Origin of the sequence: Lentzea kristufekii (genome assembly GCF_033949925.1) — a bacterium.
GTDB lineage: Bacteria > Actinomycetota > Actinomycetes > Mycobacteriales > Pseudonocardiaceae > Lentzea > Lentzea kristufekii.
The window spans coordinates 90,572-106,492 of sequence record NZ_JAXAVV010000023.1; the positions used below are offsets into that span (position 1 = coordinate 90,572).

The window sequence follows — 15,921 nt, forward strand, 5'->3', positions numbered from 1 at the left end:
ACTGCGTTTAACACTCTTGGGTGATGGCAGAAAGTCGCCATGTCTGGAAACCGTCACCGATCGTGTTCACAGAGTGATGAAGATCGTCAGCTCTGTGACACGGGGTGACTAGAGCCAACCTCGCCGTGACGCCTGGACGCCGAGCTGGAACCGGGTCTGCGCCCCCAGCAACTGCTGCAGCCGGCTCACCCTGCGGTGCACCGTGCGTTCGCTGACGCCGAGCTCGCGCGCGATCGACTCGTCCGTCAGACCGGCGCTGAGCAGTGCCATCAGCCTCCGGGTGGCCGTGGTCGGCTCCTGCTGGCTGTCCTCCTGGCCGCCGGGGGTGATCGACACCGCCATTCGCCAGAACGCCTCGAACAACTCGCTCAACGCACTCAGTAGCACGGACGGGTGAATGAGAAGTGCGACCACGTTCCCGCCCGTGACGGTCGGCACCGCGATCAGCGCCCGGTCCGAGTCGGCGATCACGAGTTTCAGCGGCACGCCCGGGAACGTCCGCGCCTGCTCGCCCACCGCGATGCTCTCCTGCACGGACGCGAACCCGCGTTCGCTCTGCAGCAACGCCGACTCGTACACGACCCGATAGGCGACGCCGCGAGCGAGCGCCGGAGGTTGTGCGGGACTCGCCTCGGGCTGCGGGCTCAGGTACGAACCGGGATCGAGCGCCCGGATCTCCGACTTGGCCTGGCTCTGCATCTCCTCGAACGCGCTGATCACCTCGTCCGCGTCCTTGAGGACCTCGACGAAGTCGACCTCTTTCGCACCGCGCTCGGCGTAGGCGGCGGCCAGGACCTCGGCGGTCTCCCTGGCCCGTGCGGCCGCGGCCTCGTGCCCCGACGCGATCGCGGCCAGCGCCGACCGCGGCGGGCGCACGTCGTTGTTCCTGATCAGTCCGAGTCGTTCGAGCTCCTCGTGTGCCGGGCCGGGCTCGGTGACGTCTCCGCGCAGCATCGCCAGGTAGAGCTTCTCGGCCTCCGGCGACAGCCCCTCGTGCACACGACTCCCCTCGGTGGTTCTGAACCGAAGGTACCTGGTCAGATGGTTGCAACCGGCCTTAGGCGAACCGGCGCATCGCCCCGAGGAACAGGGCGTCGAACGCCCGGTCGGACAGCACCCTGCGCGCGAACAGGATCGGCCGCGCCCCGAACCCCGCCGCGTACCGGGTCCGCGGTCGCCGGGCCTGGGCGGCCTTCACGATGACGTCCGCGATGACCTTCGGCTCACTCGCGCGATCCATCTGCGAGAAGAACCCGGCCAACTGCTTGACCTGCCCCGCGTAGGCGCCGCCGCCGGAGGTCTTCCTCAGGTTCTCGACCGCGATCCCGCCCCACTCGGTCTTGATGCCGCCGGGCTGGATGACGACGACGTCGATCCCGAACGGCTTCAGCTCGAGCCGCAGCGAGTCGCTGAGCCCTTCGACCGCGAACTTCGTCGAGTGGTACCAGGCCCCGAGCGGCTCGTAGATCCGTCCGCCGATCGACGAGACGTTGACGATCCGGCCGCGCCCGGCCTCGCGCATGTGCGGTGACACCAGCTGGACCAGCCGTGCCAGCCCGAACACGTTCACCTCGAACTGGTACCGCGCCTCGTCCAGCGGCACGTCCTCGACCGCGCCGTACGACCCGTACCCGGCGTTGTTGACGAGCACGTCGATCCGCCCGGCCTCCGCGATGATCTTCTTGACGCCCTCGATCATCGACTCGTCTCGCGTCACGTCCATCTCCAGCACCCGGATTCCCTGCGCGGCGAGCCCCTCCATCCGCTGCACCCGGCGCGCCGCCGCGTAGACCGTGTAGCCGGCTTTGCGCAGCTCGACCGCCGTGGACTCGCCGATCCCCGACGAGGCACCCGTGACCAGTGCGACCTTCATGACGCTCTCCTGACTGACCGGTTGGTTGAGTCAACTAACTGTTTGGTTGCTAGAACCAGGCAACCAGACAGGCGCGGACCTGTCAACCAACCGGTTAGTTGTCAGAACCAACCGGTTGGTTAGGATGCGGGGTGTGGTGAGGGACAAGGAAGCGACCAAGGCCAAGCTGCTCGACGCGGCGATGGACGAGTTCGCGCAGTACGGCATCGCCGGCGCGCGGGTCGATCGCATCGCGGCCAAGGCCGGGTGCAACAAGGCGATGATCTACGCCTACTTCGGCAGCAAGGAGGGGCTGTTCGACGAGCTGCTGAAGATCCAGATCGACCGCATGATCCAGCAGGTCCCGATCACGCCTGACGACCTGCCCGGCTACGCGGGCCGGTTGTTCGACTCCTACCGCGACCAGCCGCAGCTGCTCAGGCTCGCGGCTTACCACCGGCTCGAGAACGGCTTCGATGCCATTCCCGCGGCGGAGGCCGAGGCGTACCGGCACAAGGTCGAGGCCATCGGGCGGGCGCAGATGGAAGGCAGGATCTCGGCCGAGTTCAACGCCAACGACCTCCTGGACATGGTCGTGCACATGTCGATCCTCGCGTTCACCACCCCGAACGCGACCCGTGCACTCGTCGAGCGCTCGGTCAGCCGCCTGATCGCGGAGTAGCCCAGATCAGGGCCTGCGCAGCAGGTAGGTGTCCATGATCCAGCCCTTGCGCGCACGGGCCTCGTCGCGCACCTCGCGGATCCGCGCCGCCACGTCCCCGACACGGCCCGACACCAGGATCTCGTCCGGCATCCCGAGGTAGGCGCCCCAGTAGATCCACGTGTCCGGGTCGACGCCCTCGAACGAGTACGACGCGTCCAGCATCACGGCCACGTCGTCCACATCGGACGGCCACCCGGCGGCCAGCCTGCGGCCAGTCGTGATCTGCACCGGCTTGCCGACCTGGTTCAGCGACACCCGGTGACCCGCGGTCAGCGCGGCCACCGACGTCACGCCGGGGATGACCTCCACCTCGAACGACTCGCCGCGCGCGAGCAGGTCGTCGAGGATCGCCAGCGTCGAGTCGTACAGGGACGGGTCGCCCCACACCAGGAACGCCCCGATCTCGTCCTCGCCCAGTTCCGACAGCAACCCCAGGACGACGTTCGCGCGGTCGCGGCGCCAGGCGTCGATCGTCGCCTTGTAGTCGGCGGGGTTGCGGTCGCGCTCCGGGTCCCGGCCCTCGACCCAGCGGTACGGGCGCGTCACGTGCTCCGCCAGGATCGACGCGCGCAGGTCGACGAGCTCCTGCTTCACGGAACCCTTGTCCAGCACGAAGTACACGTCGACCGTCTGCAACGCCTTGACGGCCTGCACCGTCAGGTGGTCGGGGTTGCCCGCGCCGATACCGATGACCAGGATCTTTCGCACCGGCACACACTAACTACACGGGGCGCTCGTCGAGGAGCCGCACGGTCTTGCCTGTGCGGGGATTCACCTCCAGCGCGGGCACCCACTCCACCGCGAGCGGTGCCACCACGCCGCGTCCGACCTGCAGTTCGAACCGCGGGCTGATCACGTACACCTCTGCCTGCACGGCGGAGACGTCCTGCGCCGCGCCGGCGATGCGCAGCACCAGCTGGTCCCGCGCGTCGAGGCGGCGGATCACGACCTGCACGCCGTTGTGCGCGATCCCGGCGCGGTCGACGGCGGCCCGCAGGTGGTCGAGGTGCAGCGTCACGGGTCCGACTCGCGCGCCCTCGTCGGCGCGGCCGAGCAGGCGGAAGATCCCGTCCTCGACGTCGACCCACTCGGCCAGGTCGCCGACCGGGTACCGGATCATCGGCTGCAGTCGCCGGGTGAGGTCGGTCTGCAGCAACCGGCCGGGCCGTCCTGGTGAGGTGATCGGCTTGCCGGTGTCGGCGTCGACGATCTCCAGCACCGAGCTGTCCACAAAGGAGCGGAACACCCGCGGGTCGTCCGAGCCGAGCACCGCCGTGCCGATGATCCCGCCGTCCACGCTGCCGTAGACGAACGAACGGAACTCGGCGCCGGGGAACGCCTGCAGCAGCAGTGCGCGCTGGTCGTCGTACAGAGCCTCACCGCTGAACAGGACCAGCCGCACCGAAGGCAGTGAGCCCGCCTCGGAACGGACGTGCGCGGCCAGCCGGCACAGCGTGGTCGGGAAGCCCGCCACGACGGTGGCGTCGAAGTCCTGCATCGTGCTCAGCGTGAACTCGACCGGCGCGCTGCCGGTGATCGGCAGCTGCACCAGGTCGATCGGCGAGCGTTGCAACGCGTTCAGCGCGAAGATGAAGCTGGAGTAGAGCTCGCCGGCGGCGAAGAGGTTCGCGACGCGGTCACCGTGCCGCAGTCCTGTTGCGGGCAGTGTTTCCGCGTACGTGCGGCACATCGCGTCCCACTCGTCGTTGGTGTAGAACGAGACGCGAGGGGCCTTGGTGGTGCCGCCGGTCTTGAAGATCAGGCCGTCGGTGTGCGCGCGGGTCAGCACCTGGTTGTCGCGGACGGTGTTCGCGGCCCAGAACGCGGCCTGGTCGACCACCGGCAGCTCGGACAGCGGCGTCGAGGAGTCGTAGCCGTCGTACAGGTCCTTGTAGAACGGGGAGTGCGTGCGGGCGTAGCAGACGAGGTCGAGCACGGACATGGTTCACACGCTCCTGCTGCTGCGCTGGTCGACGACCGCGATCAACTTGCCGCTGCTCTTCGTCCGCTGGAAGTCCGCGAGGGGAGCGTTCACGACGCGCACGGTCAGCAGCCCGTCCTGCTCGACGGCCTCCGCGACCTCCGGATACCGCGACAGCAGCGTGCGATGTGTGACCGCGGGCTCCGGCGCGCGGCTGCTTTCCAGCCGCACGACCAGCTCTTCCCCGCCGGCGTCCTCGTTCAGCTCGACCTGCAACGCGCCGGAGTAGCTGTGCTCGTCCTCCAGGATCGTGAGGAACCGCCGGTAGTTCAGCGTCTGCGCGGCGGCCCGGAACACGTCTCCGGTGCGTCCGAGCAGCTCGAACCGGGGCGTCTGGCGGCCGCACGGGCAGTCGCCGGGGACCCAGCGGCCCAGGTCGCCGATCTCGTAGCGCTCCAGCCGCTGGCCACGCCGCGTGTGCGTGGTGAAGACGAGCCTGCCCGGCTCGCCCGACGAGACGAGACGGTCCGTCTCGGGATCAAGGATTTCGAGGGTGTGCAGGCTCGTGAACAGGTGGTGCACCTTGCCGGACGACGCCTGGCACTGGTAACCGACGGGGCCGGCGTCGACCGTCGCGTAGGCGGCCGAGCGGATGATCTCGACGCCGAACTCGTCCCGCAGCCGCGCGATGGCCTGGGCCCCGAAGTGCTCGCCGGCGTAGAAGATCTTCCGGATGCCGCCGTACTCCTTCAGCATTGAGCCGTGCTCGGCGAAGAGCCGCTGCACGAACGACGGCGCGGTCAGCAGCGTGTCGACGCGGTTGTCCACAACGGCCTGCGCGATCGCGTCGAGCTGGCCCCACTCGCCGCCCATCGGGAACTGCACGGCGTTCATCCGCTCCAGCGCGGAGAAGAAGCTGACGAAGCTCGCGTACATGTGCCCGTTGAAGAACAGGTTCATGACGCGGTCGTGGCGCGGGTCCAGCCCGGTGGCGAGCAACGCCTCGGCGCCGACCCACATCTGCTCGTCCCAGTCGGCCCAGGTGTACGCGGACAGCTTGGGGGCGCCGGAGCTGCCACCGCTGCGGAAGTACACGTCCGCCGGACGGTCCTGGAGCGTCTCGAAGTCCGACTTGGGGGTCACCGGAACCGGGGGGATCGGAAGCTGCCGCGACTCGGCCAGGTCGTCCAGTGAGGCGTCCGCGGCGAACCTGTCGTCGAGCTGCACGGACACCCGGTTGCTGTAGCGCTGCAACGCGTAGACGCCGTCGTGCGGCTCACCGCTGTAACCACCGAGCATCGAACCCGGTGTGGTGATCCGCTGCACGCCGACCGAGACGAACGAACGCGCGAGCGCGGCCGTGTCGGGCCGGTCCGCCGCGAGGCCGACGGTCTGCAGGTAACGGCGCATCGGCCGCAGCACGGAGGTGATCTGCTTGCGCGGCAGCGGCTTCACCCACACCGTCCGGAACAACGGCGAGGTGCGCGGCGCGAACCGCACGTCCGCCAGCACACGCCAGTTCTCGCCGGTGTGGACCTTCGTGAACCCGAGGTGCTCTTCCAGTTGAGTGACGAGAACGGTGTTCGTGATCTCCGCCCACTCGGCCTGCGAGGGCTCGCGGGTCGGTGGCCCCGTCTGCTCCAGCACGGAGGCGAAGCGCTCAGCGAAGGCGAAGACCTGGGACGAGTCCTCGGTGTCGAGGTAGATCACCTGCGGACTCGAGCAGGCCTGCTGCTCCAGCCGGCAGACGTCCGCGGCCAGCGCGCGCAGGGTGTCCACATCGGACCACGAGTCGCGGGTCAGGTAGGCGAACGACAGCTTCGGTCCCCAGTCGATCACCCGCGCGCCGGGCTTGACCAGCTCGGTGACGCCGGCGATCGCCTCCTCGCCGCCCCACACCGCGACGGCGTCGGCGGCGCCGAGCACGCGTGACATCCAGTCGGTGCGCGAAGAGGAGAAGTGCAGCACGACGAGCCGGGCGGCGATCTGACCGGTCTGGTCGTGCGAGGCCAGCGCGGCGAGCACCTCGGCGGTGAACCCCGAGTCGTCCGACGCGACCTTGATGACGTTGAGGTTGCCCGAGAGCAGGCCCTCGACGGCGCTCAGGACACCGGCGGCGGGTGCGTTGCCCGCCGTCACGTGGGCGAGCAGGCCGAGCGGCACCCAGGCCTCGTAGGTGGGCGTGCGGAAGTCGAAGCGGACCATGCGTGCCGGGTCGAGGTTGCCGAGTTCGCGCTTCAGCTTGCGTTCCAGCGAAGCACGGCTCAACGCGTGCCGCAGCGCGTCCAGCGTCTCGTCGACCTCCACCTCGTCGAGGCCCCACGCGACCAGCGCCGCACGGTGCTGATCGAGGTCCAGCTTCTCGGCGGCGGCGAGTACGACGAGCGGGTTCAGGCGTGGTCCGGTGATGACCTGCTGGGTGCGGTCGTCCAGGGTGTCGAGCCGCGGCGCCACGGCCTCGTCACCGACCCACTCGCCCTGCCAGAAGTGCCTCATGCCTTGGCTGTTCATGAAGTCCTCCGGGCTAGAAGCTCTGCCGCTGCGATGGCGCAGGAACGGTTGCGGGAGACGCCGGCGCGGCCGAGGATCTCGAACCACGGGGTCTCGTTGCCGCAACCGCACTCCTCAGGTGCGTGCAGCGCGGCCAGGTCACCCATCAGCACGCTCTGCGCGGGCGCCGAGGTGATGTACGGGGACACGAACTGGATATAGCCGGATTCGCCGTACGGCAGCGGTTCCAGCGTCCGGACGTCCCGGACGATCGCACGTGACCACGTTGGCACGTGCAGGTTGTGGTGTGCGCATTCGACGTACGGCACCGAGTGCTCGACGGAGCCGTAGCTGTCGCGGATCCGCACGTCCGGGATGCCGAGCATCTCGGTGACCTTCGCGCGCAGCTCGGACTTGGAGATCTGCTTGTCCGCGTTGCCCTTCCAGCCACCGCCGAACCACACCATCGAGCGTTCGTCGAGCCGCAGAGGTTCGACGCCCATCGCGCGCATGCGGTCGATGGTGAAGCTCAGGAACGCCGGGAACCCGAAGATCCGCACCGGCCGGCCGCTGTCCGCGAACCGCCGCAGCGCGCGGATGCTGCCGAACGCATCGAACTCGTGCCCGGTACCGGTGTGCGCGAGGCCGTAGTCGACGGACTCCACGGGCGCGAAGTCGGTCATGAACTGGCCGGTGAACGAGCTGCCGAGCTTCACGCCGGGTGCCGGCTGGTTCAGGTTGATCAGGTAGTGCACCGGCTCGGGGGAGATGAACCCGTTGTGGTCGTAGATCCGCGCGACCATCCGCTGGCCCGCCCGCAGGGTCCAGGCGTCCCAGAACATCTGCGACTTCTGCCCGGTCGTGCCGGAGGAGGTGGCGTGCACGACGACCTTGTCGCGCGGCACCGACAGCACCTCGTGCATCTTGAAGAAGTTGGCGTGCACGAACGGCTGGTCCGTGACGTCCTCGAGCGGCTTGCCGTTCCACAGGCTGCGGAAGAACTCGTTGCGCTGGGCGTGCCAGCGGTTCGACTCGTTCATCGCTTCCAGGAACAGGTCCGTGTCGCTGTGGTCGTACGGCGCCGCGATGTCGCACAGCGCCTGGACGGCGCGCAGCGATGGGTCCGGCACCGTTGCCGGACCGAGGTGCGGGTTCGTGCCCAAGGAGGGAGTCATGACCAGTACACTCCGTTGGTGTTGAGGAACTTCTGCGTCCAAAGCTCGATGTACTGCTCGGTGAAGGGCCGGAACGCCTCGTCGATCGCGAGCCCGCGGAAGTCCGGCGGCTGCGGCGTGTGCACCATGACCACGTAGTCGTGGTAGACATCGCCGTCCTTGCGCATCGCCGGGTACAGCGCCACCGGCAGGAAACCGAAGGCCAGCAACGCACTCAGCTCGTCGAACTCGTGCAGCGGCACCAGCGTCTCGACGTGCGGCGCGCCCAGTCCGGCCAGCGTGTCGATCACGCCGCCGAGGTGCGGGAGCAGTGCCTGGGGGCTCGGCGTGGCACCGAAGATCGTGCAGTAGCCGTCGTGCCGGTTGAGGTGCCCGTAGATCTGGTACTCGCCGCGCTCGTCGGCCAGCAGCACGTTCGGCCTGTGCAACGGGTAGAACCGCCGCGCCGGGTCGTTGATCGTGTGCTCGAAGTGCCGCTGCACGAACTGAGGCGCCTCGACGACCTCCAGCCGCGACGACTCGGCGGCGGTGAAGGCGGTGTCCTCGACGAACTCGGGCAGCACGGGCATCTTCGCGTGCGTGGCCATGACGAGCTTTTCGAGACTCCTGGGCACCTTGTGCACCTGCGCCCGCTGTTCCAGAACACCGTCGCGGTGCTTGGCCAGCAACGTCATCGTCTCGCGCTTGGCGTGCTTGAACAGGTTCGGCACGAGCCCGAGCGGGTGGAACCCGTTGCGCAGGCACACCCGCTGCGGCGCGAGGTGGATCGTCCGCGCGGTGCCGTAGACCGAGTCGACCTCGCCGCTCGCGAGCATGCGGCCGGTGATCTGCCCGACGGCGCGGTGCGCGATGCCGCCACCCTGCACGTCCGGGTCGACGACCAGCCCGGCGATCTTGCCGAGGCGGTCCGCGCTCTCCACGTGTCCGGTGATCGAGGCGACGACCCGGCCGTCCCCGCGCCACACCAGCCACGTGGTGTGCGCGGCCTCGATCTCGGCGGCCATGACGTCGGGGTCGGTGCCCATCGCGATGGGGTAGTTCGCGCCGTGAGCCCGCCGGTAGAGCCTGAGCAGGTCGTCGACGTCGTCGAGTCGAGCCGGCTCGAACTCGGGTGCCACTCGTGTGTCTCCTTCAGTGCATGCGAAAACAAGCCGATGCACGGGGCACGACTTCCTGTTAATGCGACGGGATTGCCTGAAATGCAGGCTACTGGTTGGTACTACCGCCGTTCAGGTGACCTGAGCGCTGGAGCTGCGGAATTGATTCCTGAGGGCGAGCGGGATCACAACGAGTATCAAATCCGCCTTAATGCCCGATGGTTCCAATGGCCCAATAGGCCCAGGTGAGACGTGTGACGGAGATCGCGTACCGGAATTTCGCCTTACCAGTTGAAACGCAAGTAGTCGCCATTTCAACGAAACGGCGACTACTCGGAAAATGAGCAACTAGTGAGCGAGCACGTGCAAAATCCTCACCGGCTTCTTCGGTGCGCCGTCGAGCAGGCCGTCCGGCTGCGGCACGATCCCGGCCTTCACGATCCGGTCGAGCGTGTCCATGCCGTAGGTGACGTGGCCCATCACGGTGTAGAGCGGCTTGATGTTGGCGAACGAGTGCACGATGAAGAACTCGCTGCCGTTCGTGCCCGGCCCCTGGTTCCCGTACGCGATGGTGCCGCGCGGGTAGGTCTCCTCGCCCGTCACCTCGTCGGCGAACCGGTAGCCCGGCCCACCCTCCTCGGCGCGGTAGATGTCGCCGCACTGCAGCACGCCCAGGCGCGAGGTGTTGGTCAGGCGCCAGCACTGCGACATCGTGTAGAACCAGCTCCGCGCCAGGTGGGCGAAGTTCTCCACGCCGCACGGGGCGTTGGCGCGGTCGAGGTTCGCGATCACCACGCCGTAGTTCGTCACGATGGTGACCTTCACGGTGCCGCGAGCGGGCACGACGGCGCTGGGCGGCTGGACCGGGCGGGCGGCCGGGTTGTCCGGCGTCGGGATGAACTCGCAGCGTGCGGTGGGGGTTGCCGGTGCTGCGGACGCGACCGGGGCGAGGACGACCATCATCAGGACAGCGAGCAGTAGCCTCATGACTGCCGAACGTAGTCGCCGCACAACGCCTTGTCAGCCTCGGACGAGGCCGTCCGCGTGCTGCACGAACTGCACGGCAGGTGGCTCGCCCGCGAACTCGACGACCAAGGCCGCTGACCTCACACGCTGACCGCCTCCCGCTGCTCGGCCACGGCACGCCGACGGGGCTTGCACTCCAGCCACCACTGCGAGAGCAGCAACGGGATCGTCCACCCGGCCCACGTCGAGATGCCGGCGATCGTGTGCGGCAGCTCCGCCTCCGGCACGCGATCGGCCAGCAACAGGAACGCGAGCACGCCCCAGATCCGGTTGGTGATGATCGAGATCGTCAGCACGAAGCTGCGGATCATCCACTTGCGGTGGTCGCGGAACTGGCGCTGCCGGGCCGCCCGCCACGCCAGCCACGTGAAGGTCAGCCACAGCACCGCCAGCAGCACGTTGCCCACCTGAGCGACCGGCCCGAACGGTGTCATCCAGCCGATGACCAGACCGGACAGCCCGGACGGCAGCACACCGGCGAACACGTAGACACGGCCGATGCGGCGGTGCCACAAGGGGAAACGGCCACGGAACCACGGCCAGATCTGCACCACGCACGTGACGATCGCGATCGACGCGCACACGACGTGCATGACGAGCAAGGGGTAGTGCGGTCCCCAGTCCGACTGCACGCGTGCTTGCAGACGATCACCGGTCAGGTACGGCGGTAGCGAGAACGCCACGAACGCCACCACCACGAACGCCAACGGGCCCACCCAGGGCTTGCGCAACCACGTCATGGCGTCACCATGGCCGCTCCCGCTGACCGACCGCGCACCGCTCGCTGACGTGGCCTTCTGACACCTCGCTGACATCTGACGGGGTGTAGCTGTCAGATCGCTGTGAGCGCCGGTCAGCAGTGTCGGCGCCATGAAGTCGACAGCCCTGATCGCCGCAGCCGCGTTCACGCTCCTCATGGCGCCGGACGCACAGGCCGCGTCCTGCAGCGGACGCGGGTGCAACGGCGAGGACCCGGTGGCCGCCGGATGCAGCAGTGGTTCGACGACCGCGGACACCGCGCCCATGTACACGGGCGGTACGGCGGAGCTGCGCTGGTCGCCCGGTTGCAGGACGAACTGGGTGCGCGTCTCGAACTACTCCGGTGGCGACTCGGCTCTGCGCATCACCGTGTGGTCGGGCAGCGACCACGTCGGCTTCGTCGCGGCGGGAACGCCCGGCAACCACTGGGGAAACATGGTCCACGCGCCCGGCTGCGCCCGAGGCGAGGTGCTCTACGTCGACAAGAACGGCGTGCACCGCACCGCCCGTCTCGCGTCGAGCGCTTGCTGAGGGGGCGCGCCGTGACCGGCTACATCACCGACTGACCGATCTCCGCACCACGTCGCAGAACCATTGAGGGAGAAGCATGTTCAGCAAGATCGCCAGCACCGTCGGCGCCGCGGCAGTGGTGGCCGCCGCGATGCTCGGGTTCACCGCACAGGCGCAGGCGGCGCCGGGGTGCGCCAGGGTGGACCAGATCGGTTCCACCGGCTACATCACCAACTCCGCCGGTACCCAGATCGGCTCGGTCAAGCAGTACAAGGGATGCAACAAGAACTTCGCCTACACCTACGTCTGGGAGAGCTTCCGCAGCTCGCACTCGCAGTGGTACTTCTGCGCGTCCGTCGCGAAGGAGGACGGCGGCCGTCCCACGTTGATGGACACGAAGTGCGAGCTCAACAAGGCCGAGGTCTGGTCCTCCGGTGCCAGCACGCTCTCCTCCTGCACGCACGCCGCCGGTCTGATCCAGTGGGGCTCGAACGAGCGTCAGGGCAGGTCGAGCACCCGCTGCTGATGTCAGCAAGACCGCACAGCACGCCGTACTCCGAGGTCCGCCGGACCTTCGGGTGAACGAGGGGAAGTCATGAACGTCAAGAGAATCCTGTCCGCGGCAGCGGGCCTGGCGATCGGTCTGGGAGTGCTGGTGATCGGTGGGCCGCAGGCTTCCGCCGCCACCAACTGGCAGATGCCGTTCCCGTGTGGACAGACGTGGGAGGGCCAGACCCGCGGCCCGACGCACCAGTACCCGCACAGCCCGCTCGAGGCCATCGACTTCAGCCGCGCCGACGCCCAGGGCGACGTCGTCGTCGCGTCCGCGGCCGGCAAGGTCAAGCGCGTCGAGAACCGCGGCAGCGAGAGCTACGGCCGCTGGATCGAGATCGACCACGGCAGCGGCTGGGCCACCCGTTACGCGCACCTGTCCGCGCAGAGCGTCTCGGTCGGCCAGAGCGTCACGCAGGGCCAGAAGATCGGCAACGTCGGCAGCACCGGCAACTCCAGCGGCCCGCACCTGCACTTCGAACAGCTGCAGAACGGTGACCCGAAGCGCATCGTGATGAACGGCTCGCAGGCGCTGTACTACGGCTCCAAGAACTACAAGAGCAACAACTGCGGCGGCGGTGGCGCCACCAATCCGTACACGCCAGAAGAGGCCTGCGGCGACGGCTACAAGGTCATCGACGGCGCGAACGTGACCGGTGCGCGGGTCTCCCTGCTGTACAACGCCTCCAACGGCTACAACTGCGTGGTCGCCATCAAGACCACCAAGATCGGCACGGCGTCGGACGTCGGCGCGTTCCTCGAGGTGCAGGGCGCCGCACGCACGACCGACCGTGACGAGTACGGCTACTACGCCGGCCCTGTGAAGAAGAAGGCGCCCGGCAAGTGCGTCAAGTGGGGCGGCATGGTCGGTTCCTCCAGCTACACCAGCGGTTTCGAGCACTGCGGCTGATCAGCCGATCAGGCTGTCCAAGAGGTTGTCCCTGCGCAGACCGGGTGTGCCGAGCAGTTCGGCCGCCCGGTCCGCGTGCTTTTCCCGGCCTGCCCTGGCGAGCACGAGATGGGCGACGCCCTCGCCGTACCGGTCGCCGCGAGCAGCGGTGATCTCCAGGCAGCGTTCGGCGTCCGTGATGGCCTGTGCGGGCTTTCCCGCGGCCAGCAGCACTTCCGCGCGGCACAGCAGCGCCTGCCACTCGTCGTTGTGTTCGCCCGTGACCCGGCACAGCTCGATGCACTCGCCCAGTGCGGCCCTGGCTTCCGCCAGCCTGCCGAGCCTGAACAACGCCTGTCCCTGCGAGGCCAGCGCGTACGCCGTTCCCGCCTCGTCCTCGTGCTCACGGGCGAGCTTCAGACTCAGCACGGCGGCGTCGAGCGCCTGTTCGTACCGTCCGGCGACCTGGTGCACCTGGGCCAGTGCGGACAGCGGAACCCTTTGCGCACCGGCGGGTCCGTGCTCCGACGTGAGCTCGATCGCCCGCGCCAGGGTCGACGCGGCCTGCTCCAGCTCACCCAGCTCGCGCTGGATCGTGCCGATGCCGGACAGCGCACGCCCCTGCCCGAACGGGTCGTCGGCCCGCGCCTCCAGCACTTCCTCCAACTGGGCGAGAGCGATCTCGAACGAACCGATCCGGCGGTTCGCGGCCGACCGCACGAGGAGCGCCGTCTGCAACGCGGCCGAGGTGCCGACGGTGCGAGCGGCCTGATCCGCGATCTGGCCCAGCTCGACCAGGTCCGCGACCCTGTCCTGCTTGAACAGGTGCGGGTAGAGCATGTGCGCGATGGCCAGCCCGTGCTCGGCCAGCGCGGGTGAATCCACAGTGGAACGTGCTGCCGCCAGCAGGTTCTCGGCCTCGTCGGTCAGCCACCGCAACGGTTCGTCGATGCCCTGCTTGGTCGCGGAGTACGTGAGCGCGCCATAAGCGTGTGGCCGCAGCTTCTTCAGAGCCGCGGCGAGCGTGGCGCGGTAGTGCGTGAGCGCACGGGTGAGCGCCTCCTGCTTCTCGTCGTTCACGTGCTCGGCACCGAACAGCCGCAGCAGGTCGTGCACCCGGTACCGCTCCGGCCCGCACGGTTCCACGAGTCTGGCGTCCACCAACGGGTCCAGCGCGCGGCCGACGTCGTCCTGCCCGAGCAACGCCTGGACCACCGGCTCGGCCACCGTTGGCACGTTGAGGCAGCACAACAGGACGAACGCCCTGGTCGAGCCGGCGTCCAGGCCCTCGAAGCCCAGCTGGAAGCTCGACCGCACACCGAGGTCGTCGAAGTTCAGCTCGTCCAGCCGATGGCGCTGGTCCGCGAGCCGTCTCGCCAGCGTCGCGGTCGTCCAGTCCGGCCGCGACCGCAGCCGCGCGGCCGCGATCGTGAGCGCCAGCGGCAGGTGGTCGCAGGCCCGGGCGACCTGCCTGGCCGCCGCGCTGTCGTCGCCCAGCAACCGCAGCGCGTCGGCCTCGGGCAACGGGTCGAGGCGGACGTGCCGGGCGCTCAGCGTCGCCAGCATCCGGCGGCTCGTGATCAGCACGGTGGAACCCGGTTCGCCGGGCAGCAGCGGGCCCACCTGCGCCGCGTCCACCGCGTTGTCGAGCAGCACCAGCACCTTCCGCCTGGCGAGCGTCGACCGGTAGAGCGCGGCGGCCTCGGAGACGTCCGTGGGAACGGCCAGCGGGGGCGTGCCGAGGGCGCGCAGGAACCGCCTGACCACCTCGGCGGGGGAGAGCGGCGACCGGCCCGGTGTGGCGCCGTGCAGGTCGACGTACAGCTGTCCGTCCGGGAAACGTTCGGCCATCGTGTGCGCGGCGGCGGTGGCGAGCGCGCTCTTGCCCTGCCCGCCCGGTCCGTGCACGGCGATCACCGTCTCGGCCGCACCCGTGATCAGCTCGATCTCCGCACGGCGGCCCACGAACGGGTCGGGTTTCGCCGGCAGCTCGCGCGGCACCGCGGGGAGGTCGCCCCGCAGGATCGCGGCGTGCAGGTCCTGCAGCTCCTGGCCCGGATCGAGCCCGAGCTCCTCGGCGAGCCGGCGGCGGCCCTCGTCGTACGTCCTGAGCGCGTCCGCCTGCCGCCCGCCGCGGTGCAGGGCGACCATCAACGCGCCCCGCAGCCGTTCCCTGGTCGGGTGCTGCGCGACGTACCCGGTCAGCTCACCGATGATCTCGTGGTGCCGGCCGTCCCTGATCGCCTTGTCGGCACGGCGCTCGACGGCCGCGAGCCGTTCCTCCTCCAGCTGGTTCGCGAGCTGGGTGTTCGTGGTCAGCTCGGCCAGCGCGGGCCCGCGCCAGTACCCCAGCGCCTCGTCCGGGTCCTGCGCGTCGCGGAAGAGCCGCAGGTCGAGCGACCGCTCGGGGATGTCGAGCCGGTATCCCTGCCGCAACCACCGCAGCGACACCCCGGGAAGGTCCTTCAGCGCCCTCCTGAGCTGCGAGACGTGCACCTGCACGGCCTTGCGCGCGCTGGCGGGCGGATCGCCGTCCCAGAGGATCGACATGAGGTGGTCGACGCTGACGGTCTGACCGGCGTGCAGGAGCAGCACCACCAGGACCTGTTGTGGCTGGCCTGCGGGAACGCGGACGGCCCGCCCCTCGTGCGTGACGAGCAGCGGCCCAAGCACCCCGAACCGAACGTCGTCCACCGGCTCACGATAGTCCGTTGATCGTCGCTCTCACCTCATCCGCGACGCTCGTACGAGCAACGGTCAACGACGAAGGTCTTGTGAACGGCCTTACCGACCAACAGGTCGGAAATATCAGTGGCACAAGGTGCACGAATCACCGTCGAGCAGCGAAAAGTCGTGCGAAAATCGTCGGGTACCACCCGCAGGCACGGATCGGCGATCGGTGAGATCAACGCCGTCGCAGTGGTGG

The 15,921-nt window shown here is 68.8% G+C and carries 14 protein-coding genes; 4 read left to right on the forward strand and 10 right to left on the reverse strand.

Features of this window, described 5'->3' with window-relative positions; translation table 11 throughout:
• Window positions 1-108 precede the first annotated feature (108 nt).
• A complete protein-coding gene (locus tag SK571_RS35740) occupies window positions 109-999 on the reverse strand; it encodes a helix-turn-helix transcriptional regulator (protein WP_319988523.1) in 891 nt (296 codons plus the stop codon).
• Between the two features lie 58 nt (window positions 1,000-1,057).
• The gene (locus SK571_RS35745) at window positions 1,058-1,873 is read right to left on the reverse strand and encodes an oxidoreductase (RefSeq protein WP_319988524.1); all 816 of its coding nucleotides are present in this window, start codon (window positions 1,871-1,873) and stop codon (window positions 1,058-1,060) included.
• 133 nt (window positions 1,874-2,006) lie between these two features.
• On the opposite strand from SK571_RS35745, the gene SK571_RS35750 reads away from it, so the two are divergent.
• Window positions 2,007-2,534, forward strand: a complete 528-nt coding sequence (locus SK571_RS35750) for a TetR family transcriptional regulator (protein ID WP_319988525.1) — start codon at window positions 2,007-2,009, stop codon at window positions 2,532-2,534.
• Between the two features lie 6 nt (window positions 2,535-2,540).
• On the opposite strand, the gene cobF is transcribed toward SK571_RS35750, so the two are convergent.
• From cobF to SK571_RS35785, 7 genes are all read right to left on the reverse strand, one after another.
• Window positions 2,541-3,284, reverse strand: coding sequence for a precorrin-6A synthase (deacetylating) (gene cobF / locus SK571_RS35755; RefSeq protein ID WP_319988526.1), 744 nt, complete (start codon window positions 3,282-3,284; stop codon window positions 2,541-2,543).
• Window positions 3,285-3,297: 13 nt separating this feature from the next.
• Complete coding sequence (locus SK571_RS35760; RefSeq protein WP_319988527.1) at window positions 3,298-4,518, reverse strand: phenylacetate--CoA ligase family protein; 1,221 nt, start codon at window positions 4,516-4,518, stop codon at window positions 3,298-3,300.
• A 3-nt stretch (window positions 4,519-4,521) separates the two neighbouring features.
• Window positions 4,522-7,008 (reverse strand): acyl-CoA reductase, encoded by a 2,487-nt coding sequence (locus tag SK571_RS35765; RefSeq protein ID WP_319988528.1) that lies wholly within the window; start codon window positions 7,006-7,008, stop codon window positions 4,522-4,524.
• A complete protein-coding gene (locus SK571_RS35770) occupies window positions 7,005-8,162 on the reverse strand; it encodes a LuxE/PaaK family acyltransferase (protein ID WP_319988529.1) in 1,158 nt (385 codons plus the stop codon). The genes SK571_RS35765 and SK571_RS35770 overlap by 4 nt, the downstream gene beginning before the upstream one ends.
• Window positions 8,159-9,280 (reverse strand): GNAT family N-acetyltransferase, encoded by a 1,122-nt coding sequence (locus SK571_RS35775; RefSeq protein WP_319988530.1) that lies wholly within the window; start codon window positions 9,278-9,280, stop codon window positions 8,159-8,161. Before SK571_RS35775 ends, SK571_RS35770 begins: the two co-directional genes overlap by 4 nt.
• A gap of 327 nt (window positions 9,281-9,607) precedes the next feature.
• On the reverse strand, window positions 9,608-10,246 hold the full coding sequence (locus SK571_RS35780; protein WP_319988531.1) for a peptidylprolyl isomerase: 639 nt from the start codon (window positions 10,244-10,246) through the stop codon (window positions 9,608-9,610).
• Window positions 10,247-10,365: 119 nt separating this feature from the next.
• Window positions 10,366-11,025, reverse strand: coding sequence for a DUF2306 domain-containing protein (locus SK571_RS35785; RefSeq protein ID WP_319988532.1), 660 nt, complete (start codon window positions 11,023-11,025; stop codon window positions 10,366-10,368).
• 130 nt (window positions 11,026-11,155) lie between these two features.
• Between SK571_RS35785 and SK571_RS35790 the strand changes: the two genes are divergently transcribed.
• The 3 genes from SK571_RS35790 to SK571_RS35800 all read left to right on the forward strand — a co-directional run bounded on the left by SK571_RS35790 (window position 11,156) and on the right by SK571_RS35800 (window position 13,016).
• Window positions 11,156-11,575: a DUF2690 domain-containing protein gene (locus tag SK571_RS35790; protein WP_319988533.1), complete on the forward strand. Its 420-nt coding sequence runs from the start codon at window positions 11,156-11,158 to the stop codon at window positions 11,573-11,575.
• A gap of 76 nt (window positions 11,576-11,651) precedes the next feature.
• Window positions 11,652-12,080, forward strand: a complete 429-nt coding sequence (locus tag SK571_RS35795) for a hypothetical protein (RefSeq protein WP_319988534.1) — start codon at window positions 11,652-11,654, stop codon at window positions 12,078-12,080.
• 69 nt (window positions 12,081-12,149) lie between these two features.
• On the forward strand, window positions 12,150-13,016 hold the full coding sequence (locus tag SK571_RS35800; RefSeq protein WP_319988535.1) for a M23 family metallopeptidase: 867 nt from the start codon (window positions 12,150-12,152) through the stop codon (window positions 13,014-13,016).
• On the opposite strand, the gene SK571_RS35805 is transcribed toward SK571_RS35800, so the two are convergent.
• Window positions 13,017-15,689 carry an AfsR/SARP family transcriptional regulator gene (locus tag SK571_RS35805; protein ID WP_319988536.1) on the reverse strand — a complete coding sequence of 891 codons (2,673 nt, stop codon included), beginning with the start codon at window positions 15,687-15,689 and terminating at the stop codon, window positions 13,017-13,019.
• Window positions 15,690-15,921: the final 232 nt, after the last annotated feature.